Here is a 17,752-nt window from a genome sequence, read left to right as displayed (position 1 = left end):
GATTATGCCCTGGCAGTGCTCATCTTGGCCTTGACCGCGCCAATTACCATGGGCAACAGGGAGATACCAATGATGCCGAAGATCAGCAGGGTAAAGTTGTGACGCACCACCGGCAGATTGCCAAAGAAGTGGCCGGCATAGACGAAAGAGAGTACCCACAGCAGACCGCCAACCAGGTTGAACGCCAGGAAGCGCGGATAGGTCATGGCCCCCATCCCTGCCACGAACGGCGCAAACGTACGCACGATGGGCAGGAAGCGGGTGATGATGATGGTCTTGCCACCATGCTTGGCATAGAAGGCGTGGGTCTTCTCCAGATAATCCCGGCGGAAGATTTTGGAGTCCGGGTTGCGGAACAGCTGCTCGCCGAAGAAGTGACCAATGGTGTAGTTGACCACGTTGCCCAGCACGGCAGCGATGATCAGCACGGCCGCCAGGGTATGGACGTCCAGCACGCTGCCCACGGTAAGCGCACCGGCGGCAAACAGCAGGGAGTCACCCGGCAGGAACGGCGCCACTACCAACCCGGTTTCACAGAAGATGATGAGAAACAGGATGGCGTAAACCCAGACGCCATAGTTCTCGAACAGCTCTTTCAAATGCACGTCAACGTGCAGGATAAAGTCGATTGCAAAGAGGATCAGATCCATTTTTTCCATACCCATAAAGTGAACGGCGTGGAGTCTACGCCAATGCCATTCGGGCGACAATCACCGGCCAGCCTCTTTTTCATCCTGCAGCGCCCACCTTCAAATGAAACCGTTTTTCCGCTTCCTTCGAAGGTGGGGGCACAAAAAGTGATGTCGAGTGTGGTGTTGAAAAGGTGAACTAGGAGGCCTGTTCCAGATCGCTGCGCACTGCGGGGGGCAGACAACGCTCCCAGCCCCATAGCAACACCAGCAGCAGGGTCACATCATCGAACCAGCCCAGCATGGGCACCACGTCGGGGATAAGATCCACCGGACTGATGCCATAGAGCAGGATAAGGATAACCAGGGCTCTCGCCCACCAGGGGGTACCGGGATGGCGAAAGCCCTGATAGAGACGACGAAGTCGTTGCCAAACAAGCCAGCGTTTGCGGCTCATGATTCGATCAACTCGCTGCGCAGCCGCTGGATCTGATCCCGCAGTGCCGCCGCCTGCTCGAACTCCAGATCCCGGGCATGTTGGAACATCTGTTCCTCCATCCGCTTGATCTCTTTGGCAATCTCGCTGGCTGAGCGGACATGGTATTCCCCTTGCGGCTCGGCTGCCTTGCGCATCCCCTTGCCTGGTTTGCCTGCCGTGCGGCTGCCCCCCATGTCCATCACATCGCCAATGGATTTGTTGAGCCCCTTGGGGGTGATGCCATGCTTGAGGTTATGGGCATGCTGCAAGGCGCGGCGCCGCTCGGTCTCCTCAATGGCTACCTTCATCGAGTTGGTGATGGTATCGCCGTAGAGAATGACCTTGCCGTTGAGGTTACGCGCCGCCCGGCCTATGGTCTGGATCAGCGAGCGGGTCGAACGCAGGAAGCCCTCTTTATCCGCATCCAGAATCGCCACCAGCGACACTTCCGGCATGTCGAGACCTTCCCGCAGCAGGTTGATGCCCACCAGCACATCGAACTTGCCGAGGCGCAGATCGCGAATGATCTCCACCCGCTCGACCGTGTCGATATCGGAGTGGAGATAGCGCACCTTGACGTCGTGCTCCGCCAGATACTCGGTCAAGTCTTCCGCCATCCGCTTGGTCAGGGTAGTAACCAGCACCCGCTCCTCGACGGCGACCCGCTTGCGGATCTCGGAAAGGAGATCGTCCACCTGAGTGGTCACAGGACGCACCTCGATCTCCGGATCGAGCAGGCCGGTTGGGCGCACCACCTGCTGCACCACATCGCCGCCGGACTTCTCCAGCTCGTAGGGGCCGGGAGTCGCCGAGACAAACACCGTCTGCGGCATCAGCGCTTCAAATTCGTCGAACTTGAGTGGCCGGTTGTCCAGCGCCGAGGGGAGCCGGAAGCCGTACTCCACCAGGGTCTCCTTGCGGGAGCGGTCCCCTTTGAACATGGCGCCAATCTGCGGCACCGTGACGTGGGATTCATCGATGATGAGCAAACCATCCCCCGGCAGGTAGTCAAACAGGGTGGGCGGCGGCTCCCCCGGCGCACGGCCGGAGAGGTAGCGGCTGTAGTTCTCGATGCCGGAGCAGTAACCCAGCTCCTGCATCATCTCCATGTCGAACTGGGTGCGCTGGCTGATGCGCTGCTCCTCCACCAACTTGTTGAGAGACAACAGTTGCTCGCGGCGACTGCGCAGCTCCTCCTTGATATGCTCTATAGCCCCCAGAATGGTCTCGCGCGGGGTGGCGTAGTGGGTCTTGGGGTAGATGGTATAGCGCACTACCGTCTGCTCGATAGCGCCGGTCAGGGGATCGAACTGGGAGAGGCGCTCCACCTCTTCATCAAACAGCTCTACCCGCAGCGCCAGCTTGTCAGATTCGGCAGGGTAAATATCGATGACTTCACCGCGCACCCGGAAGGTGCCGCGCTGGAACGCCATGTCGTTGCGGGTGTACTGCAGCTCGGCGAGACGGCGCAGGATATCCCGCTGGTTAATCACATCCCCCACTTTGAGATGCAACATCATGCTCAGATAAGCCTGGGGATCCCCCAGACCATAGATGGCCGACACCGAAGCAACGATCACCACGTCGCGCCGCTCCAGCAGCGCCTTGGTGGCCGACAATCGCATCTGCTCGATGTGATCGTTGATCGAGGCATCCTTCTCTATAAAGGTGTCGGTGGTCGGCACATAGGCTTCGGGCTGGTAGTAGTCGTAGTAGGAGACGAAATACTCCACCGCGTTGTCGGGGAAGAACTCCTTCATCTCACCATAGAGCTGGGCGGCCAGGGTCTTGTTGGGAGCCAGGATCATGGTCGGGCGGTTCAGGGTTGCGATGACGTTGGCCATGGTGAAGGTCTTGCCCGAACCGGTCACCCCGAGCAGGGTCTGATGGGCCAGCCCTGACTCGATGCCATCCAGCAGTTGGGCAATCGCCGTGGGCTGATCCCCGGCGGGTTGAAACTGGCTGGCTAACTTGAACAATTTGCTCATGAACACTCCCGACACAAAACAGCAGAGGAGCAGTGTAACCGAGGGTTTGGCAGCGGTACACCCGTGCCATCATCCCGCGAATGGCTTGACCACCTCGGACACCTTCTGTATGATGCTCCTCCTTGCCTGATGTTCCCCCGTAGTTCAGTCGGTAGAACGGCGGACTGTTAATCCGTATGTCACTGGTTCAAGTCCAGTCGGGGGAGCCAATTCCTCACCATCTCGGTGCAAGTTATCCACTTTAGTGCCCTCTCTTGCCAATTTTAATGCACAAGATCCTTCTTGCTGCTGACGCTCCCTTTTGTTACCCGTCCCGGCTCGACAGAGTTTTCTCCTGTCGCACCTAACTATTTGATTTTTATACAAACATTTTTCTTCCGGTATTTTTTGAACAGCCCTTACATCCCAGTACTGGCGCGGCTTTCAGGGCGATGAACAAGTTTCATAAACAGGGTTATCCACAGATTCTGTGGGTAAGTGCAGCAAGCCCTGTCAGGACGCGGGATTGCCCTTGATGGCCCCCGGCGAAGAGTCATTTAGCTGGCCAACCTGATTTTATGCTGTTTTTTTGCTCCCTCCGGAACAGCGGTGTGACAGGCTCTATTGGCACTTTTCAGAGGCATCTTTTTGCCAACCCTTTTCCCGTGGGCGAACGGGCAAATATCAAGCTGACTTGCCCCTCAGCCAACCATGGCGGCCATCGGTTGAATCTGCTGAAACTGATCCCCGCCAAGCGGCTGGACAGCAGAATCTAAAATATCGGCCTGCGCCAGAGCACTTCGGTCGCGGGCAGCAGATTTCACTAATTGACAACGGCGGTTACAGCAAAAATTGCCAGATTTCATCCGCTTGTCTCCCTATCACGCCGCAGGCTCCACAAATAGCGTCCGATAACGTCCGATTAATCGCTCCATTGCGCTTCTTTATTGGGGATAGATCCGGCACAATATCGACCCCACTTTTTTCCTCGGTTTTTCCGGGCATGACCATAGATTTCGTGACACTGCTACATCAAAGCGACTCCCTGCTGCTGTTCGTGGTATTGGCCTTCGGCCTGCTGCTTGGCAAGGTGCGAATTGGCAACTTTCAGATTGGCAACACCATAGGTGTGCTGTTTACCGCCCTGCTGTTCGGCCAGATGGGCTTCGAATTTGCAGCCACCACTGAAAACGTCGGCTTTATGCTGTTCATCTTCTGTGTGGGGATCGAAGCGGGCCCTCATTTCTTCAGCGTCTTCCTGCGCGACGGCATCCACTACATCACCCTGACCCTGGTGATCTTGCTGACCGCCCTGCTGCTGACGGTGGGGCTGGCCAAGTTCTTCAATCTGGGGCCGGGCATGGCGGCGGGGATCCTGGCAGGTTCCCTCACCTCGACTCCGGCGCTGGTGGGTGCCCAGGATGCCTTGCGCAGCGGTCTGCTCAACCTGCCCCATCAGACCGATATGCAGGCGGTGCTAGACAACATGGGCATCGGCTACGCCCTGACTTATCTGGTGGGTCTGGTGGGCCTGATGCTGGTGGTGCGCTACCTCCCATCGCTGGCACGCCTCGACCTCAATACCGAAGCGCAAAAAATCGCCCGTGAGCGGGGTCTCTCCGACAGCGAGAGTCGCAAGACCTATCTGCCCATCATCCGCGCCTATCGGGTTGGCCCCGAGCTGGCAGCCTGGATCGGTGGCCGTACCCTGCGGGAGACCGGCATCTATCCCCATACCGGCTGCTATGTAGAGCGGATCCGCCGCAACGGCATTCTGGCCAGTCCCGATGGCGATGCCGTCATTCAGGAAGGGGATGAGATCGCTCTGGTGGGCTATCCCGAGAGCCACGAGAAGCTAGACGTCAACTATCGCAACGGTAAAGAGGTGTTCGACCGCAACCTGCTTGACCTGCAGATCGTCACCGAAGAGATAGTGGTAAAGAATGACTCCGTGGTAGGCCGCCATCTGGTGGAGCTCAACCTCACCGAGAAAGGGTGCTTCCTCAACCGGGTAGTGCGCTCCCAGATCGAGATGCCGTTCGATCGCAACATCATGCTGCAAAAAGGCGACGTACTGCAGATCAGCGGCGAGAAGCAGCGGGTCAAACTGCTGGCCAACAAGATCGGCTTTATCAGCATCCACAGCCAGACCACAGATCTGGTGGCTTTCACCACCTTCTTCGTACTCGGTCTGCTGATCGGCTCCGTTTCGCTGGTGTTCGGTCAGATCGAATTCGGTCTCGGCAACGCCGTCGGCCTGCTGCTGGCGGGCATTCTGATGGGTTACCTGCGGGCCAACCACCCGACGGTCGGCTATGTGCCGCCCGGCGCGCTCAGATTGGCCAAGGATCTCGGTCTGGCGGTCTTTATGGTGAGCACGGGCCTGAAAGCCGGTGGCGGCATCCTCGACCACCTCAGCGAGGTGGGTACGGTAGTGCTCTTCTCCGGCATGCTGGTGACCACCTTGCCGGTGCTGGTCGGCTACCTGTTCGGGGTCTGGGTGCTCAAGATGAACCCGGCGCTGCTGCTCGGTGCCATCACAGGTGCCCGTACTTGTGCCCCGGCGATGGATGTGGTCAACGAGGCAGCCAACAGCTCCATTCCGGCGCTCGGTTATGCCGGTACCTATGCGGTGGCCAACGTGATGCTGACCCTGGCGGGCTCCTTTATCATCGGCTTCTGGTTCTAGCCAACAGCCATCACATTACCGCTAACAAAGAAGGGAGCCTCAGGCTCCCTTCTTGCTATCTGCCCCGCTAGAGAGATGTAGATCAGGTTCATTGGTGTGGCGTCACCTCCCCCCACCATCTGAGCTGAAATCTGCCACCAACCCACTCTTCCTATTCCACAATGGCCGATGCTCTGCTCTGCAATGAGTGATGGTAGATCCCGAAGACAAAAAAAGCGCCCTGAGGCGCTTTTTTATATCAACCGGATAATCAGCCTTTGAACTTGCTGAACACCAGAGAGGCGTTGGTACCGCCAAAGCCGAAGCTGTTGGACATGACGGTGTTGAGTTCGGCCGCTTCGTACTCACGCACGATGGGTAGACCTTCAGCCTTCTCGTCCAGAGTCTCGATGTTGATGCTGGGGGCGATAAAGCCGTGTTCCATCATCAGCAGGGAGTAGACAGCCTCGTGCACGCCCGCAGCGCCCAGCGCATGACCGGTCATCGCCTTGGTGGCAGAGATCTTGGGACCGTTGGCGCCAAACAGCGTCTGGATAGCTTCCAGCTCTTTGGTATCACCGACCGGAGTGGAGGTGCCGTGGGTGTTGATGTAGTCAACCTTGCCTACACCCTGCATCGCCATCTTCATGCAACGCACCGCACCTTCACCGCTCGGCGCGACCATGTCATAGCCATCGGAGGTAGCACCGTAACCGGTCAGCTCGGCATAGATGTGAGCACCACGGGCCAGCGCATGTTCCAGCTCTTCGATCACCAGAATGCCGCCACCACCGGAGATAACGAAACCGTCGCGGTTCGCATCATAGGTACGGGACGCTTTTTCCGGCGTGTCGTTGTACTTGGTGGAGAGCGCGCCCATGGCGTCAAACTGGATGGTAGAGGACCAGTCCAGCTCTTCACCGCCACCGGCGAAGACCACATCCTGTTTGCCAAGCTGGATCAGTTCAAGCGCGTGACCGATGCAGTGGGCAGAGGTGGCACAGGCGGAGCTGATGGAGTAGTTGACACCCTTGATCTGGAACGGGGTCGCGAGGCAAGCAGAGGTGGTGGAAGACATGGTGCGCGGCACCATGTAAGGGCCCACACGCTTGACCCCTTTCTCACGGGCGATGTCCACAGATTCCGAGGTGTTCTTGCCGGAGGCACCACCTGAACCGACCACCAGGCCGGTACGCTCGTTGGAGACCTGATCTTCCGCCAGACCGGCATCTTCAATGGCCTGCTGCATGGAGAGGTAGGCGTAGGCCGCAGCGTCGCCCATGAAACGCATGACTTTACGGTCGATCAGTTCAGACGGATCGAGTTTGATGTTACCCCAGACACGGCTGCGCAGGTTGTGCTGCTCGAACTGCTCGGAATAGGTGATGCCGGATTTACCTGCTTTCAGGGAGGCCAGCACTTCTTCCTTGTTGTTGCCGATACTGGAGATGACGCCGATACCGGTGATCACTGCTCTTCTCATTAATTCATCTCGTCTGGAAAAACTGGCGCCAAGTCTACCCGCTTTCGGCTGCCAAACTGGTCTGCTTTCACGTAGAATGCCCGCGATTTTGTGACGCGAGCCGAGGAAAACGTGAGTCAAACATCCTTACATCATGCCCGATTGGACTGGAATGAAGCGGGAACTCCTGTCTCCAGTGACTTCGGGGATGTGTACTTTTCCAATGATAACGGTCTAAGTGAAACCCGCTACGTCTTTTTGCAGCAAAATCGGCTACCTGCGCGATTTTCGCACCACGATAGTGACAGTTTCGTGATAGGTGAAACAGGTTTCGGCACAGGCCTTAACTTTCTGGCGACAATGCAAGCCTTCCTGGAACAGGCGCCTCAATCCGGCAACGGCTCCCGTCTGCACTTCATCAGTTTCGAGAAATTCCCCCTGACCCAAGACGATCTGCGCAAGGCGCTGGCCGCCTGGCCTGAACTTGGCCACTTGAGTCAGGATCTTGTCGCCCAATGGCCGCTGCCGGTCTCCGGTTGCCACCGCCTGCATTTTGCGGGTGGCCGCATTCGCCTCGATCTCTGGTTTGGCGACATCAAGGATATGCTGCCGCAGGTGCCTCACCGGGCAGAAGGTCTGGTGGATGCCTGGTATCTGGATGGTTTCTCCCCGGCCAAGAACCCGGAGATGTGGACACAGGAGCTGTTTGAGGGTCTCGCTCGCCTCGCCCGTCCCAATTGCTCCATCGCCACCTTTACCTGTGCCGGTTTTGTCCGTCGCGGCCTGATTGCCGCCGGTTTTGCCATGAAGAAGGTGAAGGGCCACGGTAGCAAGCGGGAGATGCTGGTGGGGGATCGCACCGACAAGCAGCCGCAGCAGACCATCGCCCCCTGGTATGCCCGTCCTGCCGGACGCGCTGGCGAGGTAGTGATCATCGGCGGCGGCATCGCCTCGGCCATGACGGCGCTCTCTCTGGTGGAGCGGGGTCGCAAGGTGACGTTGCTGTGTGCAGATGGCGAACCGGCCACCGGCGCCTCGGGCAACCGCCAAGGAGCCCTCTATCCACTGCTTAACGGCGAGCACGATGCCCTGTCACGCTTCTATTCCCTCGCCTTTGGCTATGCCCGCCAACGGCTGCTGGCGTTGGCCGAACGCCATCCTATCGCTTTCGAATTATGCGGAGTGGCCCAGCTCGGCTATGACGACAAAACGGCAGCCAAGCTGGCGAAAATGAGCCAGGGCCCCTTCCCACCCGAGCTGATACATCCCCTCTCTACATCAGAGGTAGAGCAGGTGGTTGGCCTGCCCTGCGGCCACAGCGGCGTCAGTTACCCACTGGGGGGCTGGCTCTGTCCGGCCGATCTCACCCGCGCCGCTATCAAAGAAGCACAAGCCAGCGGCCTGCTTGAGGTGGTGTTCAGCACCGAGGTAGTCGCCATTGCCAAGCAGGCCGATGGCTGGCAAGTAGAGAGCCAGGATGGCCGCCACTGGCAGGCCCCCAATCTGGTGGTCGCCGCCGGACACCAATTGCCAGCACTGCTCCCCTTTGCCGAGCTGCCGCTCTATCCGGTGCGCGGTCAGGTGAGTCATGTGCCAACCTCAGCCAGCTTGAGTCAGCTCAACACGGTGCTCTGCTACGATGGCTACCTCACACCTATGCACAACGATCAACACTGCATCGGCGCCAGTTATGGCCGCAACCAGAGCAGCCTTGAGTTTCGAGCCGAGGAGCAAATCCAGAATCAGGTGCGGTTGCAAGCCTGCCTGCTGGAGCAAACCTGGCCCGCCGAAGTGGATGTGAGCGGCAACGAGGCGCGCGTGGGGGTACGTTGTGCCAGTCGGGATCACCTACCGGTGGTGGGGCCAGTGCCCAGATTGCAAGGTCTGGCGGATCACTATGCGCAGTTGCAGCATGATCAGCACAACGCCCAGCAGATCCCCCTTCACCTCGGTCTCTATGTGCTGGGTGCGCTCGGCTCTCGGGGTCTCTGCTCGGCGCCGCTCTGTGGCGAGCTGCTCGCCAGCGAGATCTGCGGCGATCCCCTGCCGCTGGCCGCCGATCTGCTGGAAGCGCTCCACCCTGCCCGTTACTGGGTACGCAAGCTGCTCAAGGGCAAAGCGCTAGTCTGAACCGGACTCTGCAAACAAATAGAATGACCGCCCATCAGGCGGCCATTCTATTTATCAAATCGTGCGATGCTGGATATTGCGTCTTGAGATAGCGCTCACTTGGGCCAGTGCACCCCAAGCTGTTCGCCGTAACCTGTCTGACGCTGGAATCCGTCGAGCCGTCCCTTGACCTTGCTCAGCTCGCCACTACCTGCTGCCCACGCGGCATAGCGCAGTGCCTGACAATCTGCATGTCCGGGTAGCCCAGCAATAGCGCCCCCCACCTGATTGGCCCCTTGCAGCACCATCTCCTTGAAACGGGATTCGTAGTCAAACATGCTGGAGAGCAGCCGCCCCCAGCGCTGGCGGGCAGGATCGTTACTGTTAGCACTCTGACGCCAGCGGGGCAGCAACACGGTGGCGTTGGTGGTCACCGTCACCCGGTTGAGCTGACAGCGACCCGGCAACTGCTCGGTATCCAGCTGCCAGTCCACCTGATAACTCGCCTTGCCGAGTACGGGCTTGCCATTCACCTTGGGAGCACTCTGGGCAATCGCCCGGGCAAGCTGCTCCGGACCGGTTGCATTGACCTCATAAAAACGGACATTGATGCGGGACTCTGGCACCACTTGCGGCCGGCTCGGCTGAGCCTGACTCATCAGGGGCAACAGCAACAATCCGACCCCCACTACTCCATAAACCTTGCTGACCATGCCAGACTACCTTCCTTGATTGCACGGGCGGAGTACCAACCTTGGTGAACCCCACCGCCACACAGATGACGGCTATAGCCTATGTGTGACGACGAGGCGGCGCAATACAATGATGCGCCCAGAAATCAGAGCACGCTCACAGGTTGCGTGAGCAGAGTATGGCACAAGGCCAAAACTGTATTTTTATTGAGCATGACGGCTGATGTGCTGCCAGTCGAGGTGATAGTTTTTCACATTGATGTCATGACCATCTATCTGAATAAAATGATCATTTTTAAGGCGGTTGGCAAAAAAGTCCTGATCTGCCCCCTCATTGAGCCACAGCTCGCAAAGTCCCCGTTTTCCCTCTCTGGCATAGAATCTCGGAGTGACCAGCAGCGCGACCCCATCTACCCGGATGGCATGACGGGCCAGGCAGTTTGCTTCGGTGGTTTTGGATGCCAGCGCGGCAAAACGGGGTCTGTTCCCCTCGGCCACCACCAGTACGCCGTAAGAGTGAGGAGCCATGAGACGCCGCATGGCGACCGCCTGATGAGGACCGGTTTGATGAAAACCGTCATTGGTTACCGCAAACACGCAAGTAGGTGAAAATAGCATCGAAAGCAGGAAAAGAGAGCGTTTAATGCCTGAAAAATCACCAATTGCCATATAAAAGCCTCAAAAGACAACCAAGGCTGGCAAGGGTAGGTAGCCAAACCCGCTGGGTAAAGTACCTTTACCTTTCTTTAATTCTGTTCATGGGGTTAAACGTTGATTTAGCTCACACAACATCCTGTTTCCAGTCGCCACTCTACCCCTATCGGAATAGACTCCCTCCACTCTCATCCAATCAGAAGGCAACATATGCTGGAACTCATCGTTGGCACCCTGGTCACCCTGGTGGTGGGCCGTGCCATTTTCAAAGGATACTCCGCGACCGGGGTGCTGCTGAGCGGCGGCTTGCTGCTGCTGGTCATCACCGCCATGATGGGCAAGCCGGTACTACCGAGCAAGGTGGTCAGCACCGGTTATATCGCAACCGATATCTTCGAATACGTCCGCTTCCTGCTCAATGACCGTGGCGGTGGACTGGGGATGCTGATCATGGTGCTGTGCGGCTTCGCCGGCTACATGAGCCATATCGGTGCCAACACCATTCTGGTCAAGCTGGCCAGCAAACCGCTCGGCATCATCAAGTCCCCCTATATCCTGCTGGTGGCTGCCTATCTGGTGGCCTGCGCCATGTCGCTGGCGGTGAGCTCCGCCACCGGCCTCGGCGTGCTGTTGATGGCAACCCTGTTCCCGCTAATGGTCAACATGGGGATCTCCCGTGGCGCGGCGGCGGCCGTGTGCGCCTCGCCAGCCGCCATCATTCTGGCACCGACCTCAGGGGACGTGGTGATGGCCGCCCAGGCCGCCAACATGCCGCTGCTGGATTTTGCCTTCAAGCTGACCCTGCCCATCTCGCTGGTGGCGATCGCCTGCATGGCGGTGACCCACTTCTTCTGGCAGCGTTATCTTGACCAGAAATCCGGTGAGCACAACGAACCGGTCGCCCCGGGTGACCTGGTGACTACCGCCCCCGCTTTCTACGCCATCCTCCCCTTTACCCCCATCATCGGGGTGCTGGTGTTTGACGGCAAATGGGGCCCACAGCTGGACATCGTCACCATCATCGTCATGTGCATGGTGCTGGCCAGCCTGCTGGAGCTGGTGCGGATCCGCAATGGCAAGGAGCTGCTGGACGGTCTGCAGGTCTGCTGGCGCAACATGGCTGACGCCTTTGCCGGTGTGGTCATGCTGCTGGTCGGTGCCGGTGTCTTTGCCCAGGGCCTGATGACCATCGGCTTTATCGACACCCTGCTGGCTCACGCGCAGGATCTCGGTTCGGGCGGCCTGATCATGATGCTGTCACTGGTGGTGATCACCACCCTGGCCGCCTTCACCACCGGCTCGGGTAATGCCCCCTTCTACGCCTTCGTGGAGCTGATCCCCAACCTGGCAAGCAGCCTTGGCATCAACCCGGCCTATCTGGTGATCCCCATGCTGCAAGCCTCCAACCTGGGTCGCACCATTTCTCCGGTATCCGGGGTGGTGGTCGCCTGTGCCGGGATGGGCAAACTCTCGCCGTTCGAGGTGGTCAAGCGCACCAGTATGCCGGTCGCCGTCGGCCTGCTGGTGGTGATTGTCGCCACCCAGATCATGGTACCCGCCTGATCATTGACCAGCCCGGCACCCTGCCGGGCTGGTATCCTCCCCCCCCTTTGCAGTAGACTCGGTGCTCATTTTCCCCCTAAGGAGGACCGAGATGAGTATTACGGTTCAACTTGCCCATTTCAGTGATTGCCACTCCCACTTCGATGGCGCGCCCATGAGCTTCTCCCCTGTCGGTGAAGGCCAGTGGCGCACCCAGTGCGGCGGTTATGCCCGGCTCCTGACCCGACTGACCCAACTGCGTGCAAAAGCCGCAGCAGCCAGCCAGCGTTTTCTATTTCTGCACGGTGGCGACTCCTTTCAGGGCTCTCTCTATTTCAACCGCTTCAAAGGGCGCGCCAACGCCGACCTGCTCGCCATGCTGGCCCCCGATGCCATGGTGCTCGGCAACCACGAGTTCGATCTGGGCAACGGCCCGCTGGTGGAGTTCTTGCGCCAGCTCGATTTTCCGGTGCTGGCCGCCAATTTGGACAACAGTCAGGAGCCAGCCGACACGCCGCTTGGGCTGTGGGATATTCCCCACCTCTACGACGCCCATCAGCCCTGGCATCGTCGGGTGATCGACGGGGTTCCCTTTGCGCTGCTCGGCATCACCCTCGCCCAGATGGCTGCCATCGCCAACCCGGATCCCCACACCCGTTTCCACGCGGTCGCCGACACCCTCACCCGGGTGCTGCGGGAGATCAAGCGCGAAGGGATCCAGCATATCGTGCTGCTGAGCCACCTCGGGCTGGATCAGGACAAGCTGCTGGCCGAGCGCTTCCCCGAACTCAGCCTCATCATCGGTGGCCACACCCACAGCCTGCTCGGCGATCTCGCGCCGCTGGGTCTGCCAAGCGAAGGCAGCTATCCGCTGATGAACAACGGGGTGGCTATCCTGCACGCTGGCCACAGCGCCCTCTGCCTCGGTGTCTGCGAGCTCACCTTCGATGAGTCGGGCCGCGTCGTGCAGAGTCAGGGACAGCTGGAGTGGCTCCCCTGGCAGCCCTGGCCATTTGCCTCCACGCCACCTGTCGGGCTCACCTTCTGCGATCCGGACCCACAGCTTGAACAACATCTGGCCAAACGCTATCGGCCGGAGATTGAAACCATGAGCCAGCGCATCGTCACCCGGCTTGCGGCGCCGTTGCCCCATCAGCGGCTGCCGGATGCCACCCTGCCCCACGGTAGCCAGCTCGCCCCGCTGGTGGCCCGCGCCATGCTGACCGCCGCTCGTGAACAGGTAGGCGAGGTGGACTTTGCCCTGCACAATGCTGGCGGCGTGCGCTGCTCGCTGGAGCCGGGCCCCCTGAGCGAAGCAGATATCGCCGGTCGCCTGCTGCCGTTTGCCATTCCCCTCACCCTCTATCGGGTGCACGGTCACGAGTTGGCGGAAGCGCTGGAAAATGCCATCGACAACGCCACCAACAACGGCGTGGTCGGCAATGGCAACGGCAGCTTCCCCTACACCGCAGGGGTGCGATTCACCTATCAGGCCGATCGGCCCAAGGGTCAGCGCATCACCCGACTGGAGTGGGAAGCCGCCCCCGGCCAGTGGCAAGCGGTCAATGCCGAACAGGTCTATCGCGGAGTGTCGAGCGCCTATACCGCCTCCGGCAAGGAGGGCTACACCGCACTGGCGCGGACCCTGACCCAGCACAATCAGGAGCTCGGCATCACCCTGGCCGACGCCTTTATCCGCTGGGCCCGTCACCTGCCGACACTGGAAGCGCAGCCGCCCCTGCTTGAGTACATCCATTGATGCAGAGGGGGAATGGCTTTGCCACATCCCCCTGACGGCCAATATTGCCGCAGCCAGCGCCCGGTTCCCTGCAAGAACCGGGCTTTTTCGAGAATATTTGCCCCACACGGGCCCGCCCCATTGCATCGCACTCACTAGCTCGGCAAGATAGGCCCGCTTTCAAGACCAGCTGCAGGAACAGGCGACTTCATGAATCACTCCATCCGTTTCACTCCCCCTCGCGTCAACCCGGGTATCAAGCCAGCCATCGTGCTGCTGACCGCCCTGCTGGCGCTGCTCTTCTGTCTGCGCAACCCGCTCTTCCACGCCATGGCGCCGGGCTTTGATGCCTCGCTGTTCGCGGTGATGGGCAAGATGTGGAGCGAAGGGGGCGTGCTCTATCGCGACATGATCGACATCAAGGGGCCGATGATCTTCGCTCTCGACGCGCTGGGTTATCGAATGGGGGGATTTGTCGGGATCTGGACACTGGAGTGGGTGCTCTGCTGGCTCGGATTGCTGGCCAGCTGGCAGGCCTTTGCCCAGCTCGGACTCTCGTTCAAGGCGCGCCTTGGCGCCATGCTGGCGGTGCTGGCTCTCTACGGCACCCGTTACTACTACGGCAACATGACTGAGGACTGGACCTTCCACCTCGCCCTCATCGCCCAGTGGGCCTTTATTACCCTGCTGCTGGACAAGGGATTTCGCTGGTGGCCGGCGCTGGTGGCGGCCCTCACCTTCGCCATCGTCGCCTGGATGCGCACCAACAACGGCGCCTTCTGGGGGGCCTGGTATCTGGTGCTGTTCTGCCACTGGTGCCTGCACGAAAAGTGGCGTGACGCCATCTTGCTGCTCATCTCCAGCCTGCTGGGGTTGGCGCTGATTGGCGGCCCGCTTTACGCCTACTTCCAGCAACATGATCTGCTGGCGGCCTTCAAATACTACGCCTTCGACATCTTCTTCGAGGGGAGCTACGGCAATGGCTTCTCACCCATGGTGGGCGCCGTCGGCCTGCTGCGTACCGGCCTTGTGATGCTGCTACCCGCCTTTATCATTCTGATGCTGAGCCGCCGTCAGGAGTGGTATCTGCCCGCCTTGCTGGCGACCCTGTTTGGGGTGCTGTTCACCCTGATCGCCAACTCGGTTTCCGGCCATGTGTTCGATCACTATGACGTGCTCTATCTGCAACTGGCGGTGCTACCGCTGGCGGTATTGCTGGATCGCAGCGAACAGCAGGCTGATGCCATCGGCCTGCTCTGCATCTCGCTGGTGGTACTCACCGCCAGCTGGCTGCTGGCCCAGCAGCTCGCCTTTGGCTGGAGCACCAAGGAGTGGTCCCTCGAGCGGGTCAACGAGGTACTCGGCACCAGCCTGCTGTGGGCGCTGCCGGTGCTGATCCTCATCCCCCTCTGGCGCGCCTGGGATGTGCGCAGTGCCACCCCCTGGCTGGCGACGCTGGCCATGCTGCTGCTGATGATCAACAACGCCTGGGAAGGGACCCTCAAGGGTCGCCCCTTCAATCCGGCGGCGCAGGTACGGGTTGATCGCATCAAAGCCGAGACAGTCCCGAGCGACAAGATCTGGGTCGATGGCATCCAACCGCAATATTATCTCTGGACCGATCGCCAGCCGGCTTCCGCCTACCTCTTCTTTGCCAACGTCAATCCGCCCTATGACGTGCGTGAGCGGGTACTGGCCGATATCCAGCGCCAGACTCCGAAGTTCATCATCGCCAAGCCGGACCGGGTGAGCGAGGAGCTGAAAAAACCGAGCTCCCCTTCCCATCTCGCCTTCTATCAATACCTGACCAGCCACTACGAAGAGGTGGATCCGGGTCTCTATCGCCGACGCTGATCGTCAATACGCCCCGCAGGGCGGCCATTGTTGCAATGGCCGCCCTTTTTCTTGCGCCAAAGCCCCTTGCAGCAGCGGCCCGCAGTAGGCAAGCCCGCCCGAGATAACTACAATGACGCTCTTTTTGATGTAACGAGTGACACTATGGCGGAACTGACTTATCTGGGCGGCTATCCAGACCCCCTCAAGGCACAGGTACAGCAGCTGATTGCGGCGGGCAAGCTGGGGGAGATGCTGGCCAAGCGCTACCCGGATAGCCACCCGATCCAGAGCGACAAGGCGCTGCTTGCCTACACCATGGAGCTGAAGAACCGCTACCTCAAGAGCTCGGCGCCCCTGTCAAAGGTAGTGTTCGATGGCAAGATCAACGTCATCAAGGATGCACTCGGCCTGCACACCTACGTCAGCCGGGTGCAGGGCAGCAAGCTCAAGGCCAAGAACGAGATCCGCATCGCCGCCCTGTTCAAGGAGGCGCCGCCCCCGTTTCTGAAAATGATCGTGGTGCACGAGCTGGCCCACATCAGAGAGAAGGATCACAACAAGAGCTTCTACCAGCTCTGCCAGCATATGGAGCCGGACTATCATCAACTGGAGTTTGATCTCAGGCTCTGGCTCACCTGGCGCGATATCGGCAAGGCCAGCCGCTAGGCTGACACCCGTTTCAGGGAGGAAACATGTCATTTGCCGCCACCCGCTTTATTGCCACTTTGGTAATGACCAGCTTGGGCCGCGCAGCCCATCCCCGCTGCGCGTCACGCGGGCTGCTGGCCCTGCTGCTTCTGCTCGCGGGACACAGCGCCTGGGCCGATGAGCGCTGGCAGAGCGACAGCTATCTCACCGAGAGCTTTATGGCCATCGCCATGGAGCGGGAGTATGGCGAAGCCAGGCAGACCCGTTTTGCCCGCTGGCAACAGCCGATCCGGCTGCAGCTTGTCAACGAGTCGGGCGACAAACCCCTGCAGGCCGATGTGGTGAAGGTACAGGCGGCCCATCTGGCTCGCATCACCGGCCACCCCATCAGCATGGTGACCGCAAAGCCCAACCTTACCCTGATCATGACCGACTACAGCAAGATGAAGAGCTGGGCCAACCGCACCATGGGGGGCGATCCGTCGGTCGGGATGGCACTCAAGGAGGGACTCTGCCTGGCCAACTTTGCAACCAATGCAAAACACGAGATCAGCCGTGCCACCATCATCATTCCGGTAGACTACAGCCGGGCCAAGGGGCGCTTTCTCGACTGCGTGGTGGAGGAGTTCACCCAGGTGATGGGGCTACCCAACGACTCGGACAAGGTGTTTCCCTCCATCTTCAATGACAACAGCATCGACAGTTTCCTGACCGGCCTCGACTATGTGCTGCTCAAGCTAGCCTATCACCCAGCCCTCAAGGCCGGGATGAGCAGCGATGAGGTACGCGCAGCCCTGCCGCTCGCAATCAAGGATCTGCGCGCCAAAGGGGAGATCCGCGAAGCCAATCGCCGGGTGCAGCAGCAGAGCCTGAAAAGCTGGGCGGGGTTGTAACGGGCCTGGCTCACCCCAGAGCCAGACAAGCCACCGCGAACCTCTCACCACCCACAAAAAACGCAGCCACCTGGCTGCGTTTTTTGTTATCCGAGGATCAACGGTGCGTTATCGGGCATGCACGTTTATACGCCGCCCATGTATCCAACGCCCGTGTTATCCACTGACCGAGCGGGATCAGGATGCGACATTCTCTTCCGGCATCCAGCTCTCGGCGTTCTCCCACACCTCCTGCACCATGGCTTCGGCCAGCTCTTTGTCTTCCTTACTGGCACGGCTGACGGTCAGAGCCATGGCACTGCCCGGCGCGACCCGCACATGGATGTCGGGGAATTTTTCACCAAGCTGCTTGAGCAGCTCCTGACGCAGCGCCTCCATGGTCGAGGTCGGGATCTGATGTTTTCTGTCGATGATGATTTCAAGACGCATAGGAAAC

At 59.7% G+C, this 17,752-nt stretch carries 15 protein-coding genes and 1 tRNA gene; 8 read left to right on the top strand and 8 right to left on the bottom strand.

Annotated elements, in window-relative coordinates; genetic code table 11:
- Positions 1–2: 2 nt before the first annotated feature.
- The 3 genes from LRL22_RS04935 to uvrB all read right to left on the bottom strand — a co-directional run bounded on the left by LRL22_RS04935 (position 3) and on the right by uvrB (position 3,095).
- Positions 3–650 (bottom strand): DedA family protein, encoded by a 648-nt coding sequence (locus LRL22_RS04935; RefSeq protein ID WP_270904855.1) that lies wholly within the window; start codon positions 648–650, stop codon positions 3–5.
- A 178-nt stretch (positions 651–828) separates the two neighbouring features.
- Positions 829–1,086 carry a YkvA family protein gene (locus LRL22_RS04930; RefSeq protein WP_108613663.1) on the bottom strand — a complete coding sequence of 86 codons (258 nt, stop codon included), beginning with the start codon at positions 1,084–1,086 and terminating at the stop codon, positions 829–831.
- A complete protein-coding gene (gene uvrB / locus LRL22_RS04925; protein ID WP_019445830.1) occupies positions 1,083–3,095 on the bottom strand; it encodes an excinuclease ABC subunit UvrB in 2,013 nt (670 codons plus the stop codon). The genes LRL22_RS04930 and uvrB overlap by 4 nt, the downstream gene beginning before the upstream one ends.
- Before the next feature lie 133 nt (positions 3,096–3,228).
- Here uvrB and LRL22_RS04920 point away from each other — a divergent pair.
- Positions 3,229–3,304 (top strand) — tRNA-Asn (locus LRL22_RS04920).
- 471 nt (positions 3,305–3,775) lie between these two features.
- Here the strand turns inward: LRL22_RS04920 and LRL22_RS04915 are convergent.
- Positions 3,776–3,940 (bottom strand): hypothetical protein, encoded by a 165-nt coding sequence (locus LRL22_RS04915; RefSeq protein ID WP_162628421.1) that lies wholly within the window; start codon positions 3,938–3,940, stop codon positions 3,776–3,778.
- A gap of 137 nt (positions 3,941–4,077) precedes the next feature.
- On the opposite strand from LRL22_RS04915, the gene LRL22_RS04910 reads away from it, so the two are divergent.
- On the top strand, positions 4,078–5,763 hold the full coding sequence (locus LRL22_RS04910; protein ID WP_005336899.1) for an aspartate:alanine antiporter: 1,686 nt from the start codon (positions 4,078–4,080) through the stop codon (positions 5,761–5,763).
- A 250-nt stretch (positions 5,764–6,013) separates the two neighbouring features.
- Here the strand turns inward: LRL22_RS04910 and fabB are convergent, their stop codons facing one another.
- Entirely contained in the window at positions 6,014–7,225 is a 1,212-nt protein-coding gene (gene fabB / locus LRL22_RS04905) for a beta-ketoacyl-ACP synthase I (protein WP_100645761.1), read from the bottom strand.
- A 90-nt stretch (positions 7,226–7,315) separates the two neighbouring features.
- Here fabB and mnmC point away from each other — a divergent pair, with 90 nt between their 5' ends.
- Positions 7,316–9,334, top strand: a complete 2,019-nt coding sequence (gene mnmC, locus LRL22_RS04900; protein ID WP_270904854.1) for a bifunctional tRNA (5-methylaminomethyl-2-thiouridine)(34)-methyltransferase MnmD/FAD-dependent 5-carboxymethylaminomethyl-2-thiouridine(34) oxidoreductase MnmC — start codon at positions 7,316–7,318, stop codon at positions 9,332–9,334.
- A 95-nt stretch (positions 9,335–9,429) separates the two neighbouring features.
- Here mnmC and LRL22_RS04895 read toward each other — a convergent pair whose 3' ends face one another.
- Together LRL22_RS04895 and LRL22_RS04890 are read right to left on the bottom strand one after the other, a co-directional pair.
- Positions 9,430–10,026: a DUF922 domain-containing protein gene (locus LRL22_RS04895; RefSeq protein WP_120414359.1), complete on the bottom strand. Its 597-nt coding sequence runs from the start codon at positions 10,024–10,026 to the stop codon at positions 9,430–9,432.
- A gap of 183 nt (positions 10,027–10,209) precedes the next feature.
- A complete protein-coding gene (locus LRL22_RS04890) occupies positions 10,210–10,674 on the bottom strand; it encodes a hypothetical protein (protein WP_270904853.1) in 465 nt (154 codons plus the stop codon).
- Positions 10,675–10,869: 195 nt separating this feature from the next.
- On the opposite strand from LRL22_RS04890, the gene dcuC reads away from it, so the two are divergent.
- The 5 genes from dcuC (at position 10,870) to LRL22_RS04865 (ending at position 17,316) form a co-directional block, all read left to right on the top strand.
- On the top strand, positions 10,870–12,222 hold the full coding sequence (gene dcuC, locus LRL22_RS04885) for an anaerobic C4-dicarboxylate transporter DcuC (protein WP_005336914.1): 1,353 nt from the start codon (positions 10,870–10,872) through the stop codon (positions 12,220–12,222).
- 91 nt (positions 12,223–12,313) lie between these two features.
- Positions 12,314–13,960, top strand: coding sequence for a bifunctional metallophosphatase/5'-nucleotidase (locus LRL22_RS04880; protein ID WP_270904852.1), 1,647 nt, complete (start codon positions 12,314–12,316; stop codon positions 13,958–13,960).
- 189 nt (positions 13,961–14,149) lie between these two features.
- Positions 14,150–15,793: a hypothetical protein gene (locus tag LRL22_RS04875; RefSeq protein ID WP_270904851.1), complete on the top strand. Its 1,644-nt coding sequence runs from the start codon at positions 14,150–14,152 to the stop codon at positions 15,791–15,793.
- A gap of 144 nt (positions 15,794–15,937) precedes the next feature.
- The gene (locus LRL22_RS04870) at positions 15,938–16,441 is read left to right on the top strand and encodes a M48 family metallopeptidase (protein WP_216978865.1); all 504 of its coding nucleotides are present in this window, start codon (positions 15,938–15,940) and stop codon (positions 16,439–16,441) included.
- Between the two features lie 65 nt (positions 16,442–16,506).
- The gene (locus LRL22_RS04865) at positions 16,507–17,316 is read left to right on the top strand and encodes a DUF2927 domain-containing protein (RefSeq protein WP_425292803.1); all 810 of its coding nucleotides are present in this window, start codon (positions 16,507–16,509) and stop codon (positions 17,314–17,316) included.
- A 177-nt stretch (positions 17,317–17,493) separates the two neighbouring features.
- Here the strand turns inward: LRL22_RS04865 and LRL22_RS04860 are convergent, their stop codons facing one another.
- Positions 17,494–17,745, bottom strand: coding sequence for a DinI family protein (locus LRL22_RS04860; protein ID WP_005333426.1), 252 nt, complete (start codon positions 17,743–17,745; stop codon positions 17,494–17,496).
- Positions 17,746–17,752 lie beyond the last annotated feature (7 nt).

This window comes from Aeromonas sp. PI_26 (assembly GCF_027854445.1).
Taxonomy (GTDB): Bacteria; Pseudomonadota; Gammaproteobacteria; order Enterobacterales; family Aeromonadaceae; genus Aeromonas; species Aeromonas veronii.
The sequence above is the reverse complement of the archived record's forward strand: the minus strand, read 5'-3'. Positions and strand labels throughout refer to the sequence as shown.

Excerpts from the sequence above, each read along its gene's own strand:
- LRL22_RS04935 (WP_270904855.1), bottom strand. The coding sequence starts at position 650 with ATGGATCTGATCCTCTTTGCAATCGACTTTATCCTGCACGTTGACGTG.
- LRL22_RS04930 (WP_108613663.1), bottom strand. The coding sequence starts at position 1,086 with ATGAGCCGCAAACGCTGGCTTGTTTGGCAACGACTTCGTCGTCTCTAT.
- uvrB (WP_019445830.1), bottom strand. The coding sequence starts at position 3,095 with ATGAGCAAATTGTTCAAGTTAGCCAGCCAGTTTCAACCCGCCGGGGAT.
- LRL22_RS04915 (WP_162628421.1), bottom strand. The coding sequence starts at position 3,940 with ATGAAATCTGGCAATTTTTGCTGTAACCGCCGTTGTCAATTAGTGAAA.
- LRL22_RS04910 (WP_005336899.1), top strand. The coding sequence starts at position 4,078 with ATGACCATAGATTTCGTGACACTGCTACATCAAAGCGACTCCCTGCTG.
- fabB (WP_100645761.1), bottom strand. The coding sequence starts at position 7,225 with ATGAGAAGAGCAGTGATCACCGGTATCGGCGTCATCTCCAGTATCGGC.
- LRL22_RS04895 (WP_120414359.1), bottom strand. The coding sequence starts at position 10,026 with ATGGTCAGCAAGGTTTATGGAGTAGTGGGGGTCGGATTGTTGCTGTTG.
- LRL22_RS04890 (WP_270904853.1), bottom strand. The coding sequence starts at position 10,674 with ATGGCAATTGGTGATTTTTCAGGCATTAAACGCTCTCTTTTCCTGCTT.
- dcuC (WP_005336914.1), top strand. The coding sequence starts at position 10,870 with ATGCTGGAACTCATCGTTGGCACCCTGGTCACCCTGGTGGTGGGCCGT.
- LRL22_RS04880 (WP_270904852.1), top strand. The coding sequence starts at position 12,314 with ATGAGTATTACGGTTCAACTTGCCCATTTCAGTGATTGCCACTCCCAC.
- LRL22_RS04875 (WP_270904851.1), top strand. The coding sequence starts at position 14,150 with ATGAATCACTCCATCCGTTTCACTCCCCCTCGCGTCAACCCGGGTATC.
- LRL22_RS04870 (WP_216978865.1), top strand. The coding sequence starts at position 15,938 with ATGGCGGAACTGACTTATCTGGGCGGCTATCCAGACCCCCTCAAGGCA.
- LRL22_RS04865 (WP_425292803.1), top strand. The coding sequence starts at position 16,507 with ATGACCAGCTTGGGCCGCGCAGCCCATCCCCGCTGCGCGTCACGCGGG.
- LRL22_RS04860 (WP_005333426.1), bottom strand. The coding sequence starts at position 17,745 with ATGCGTCTTGAAATCATCATCGACAGAAAACATCAGATCCCGACCTCG.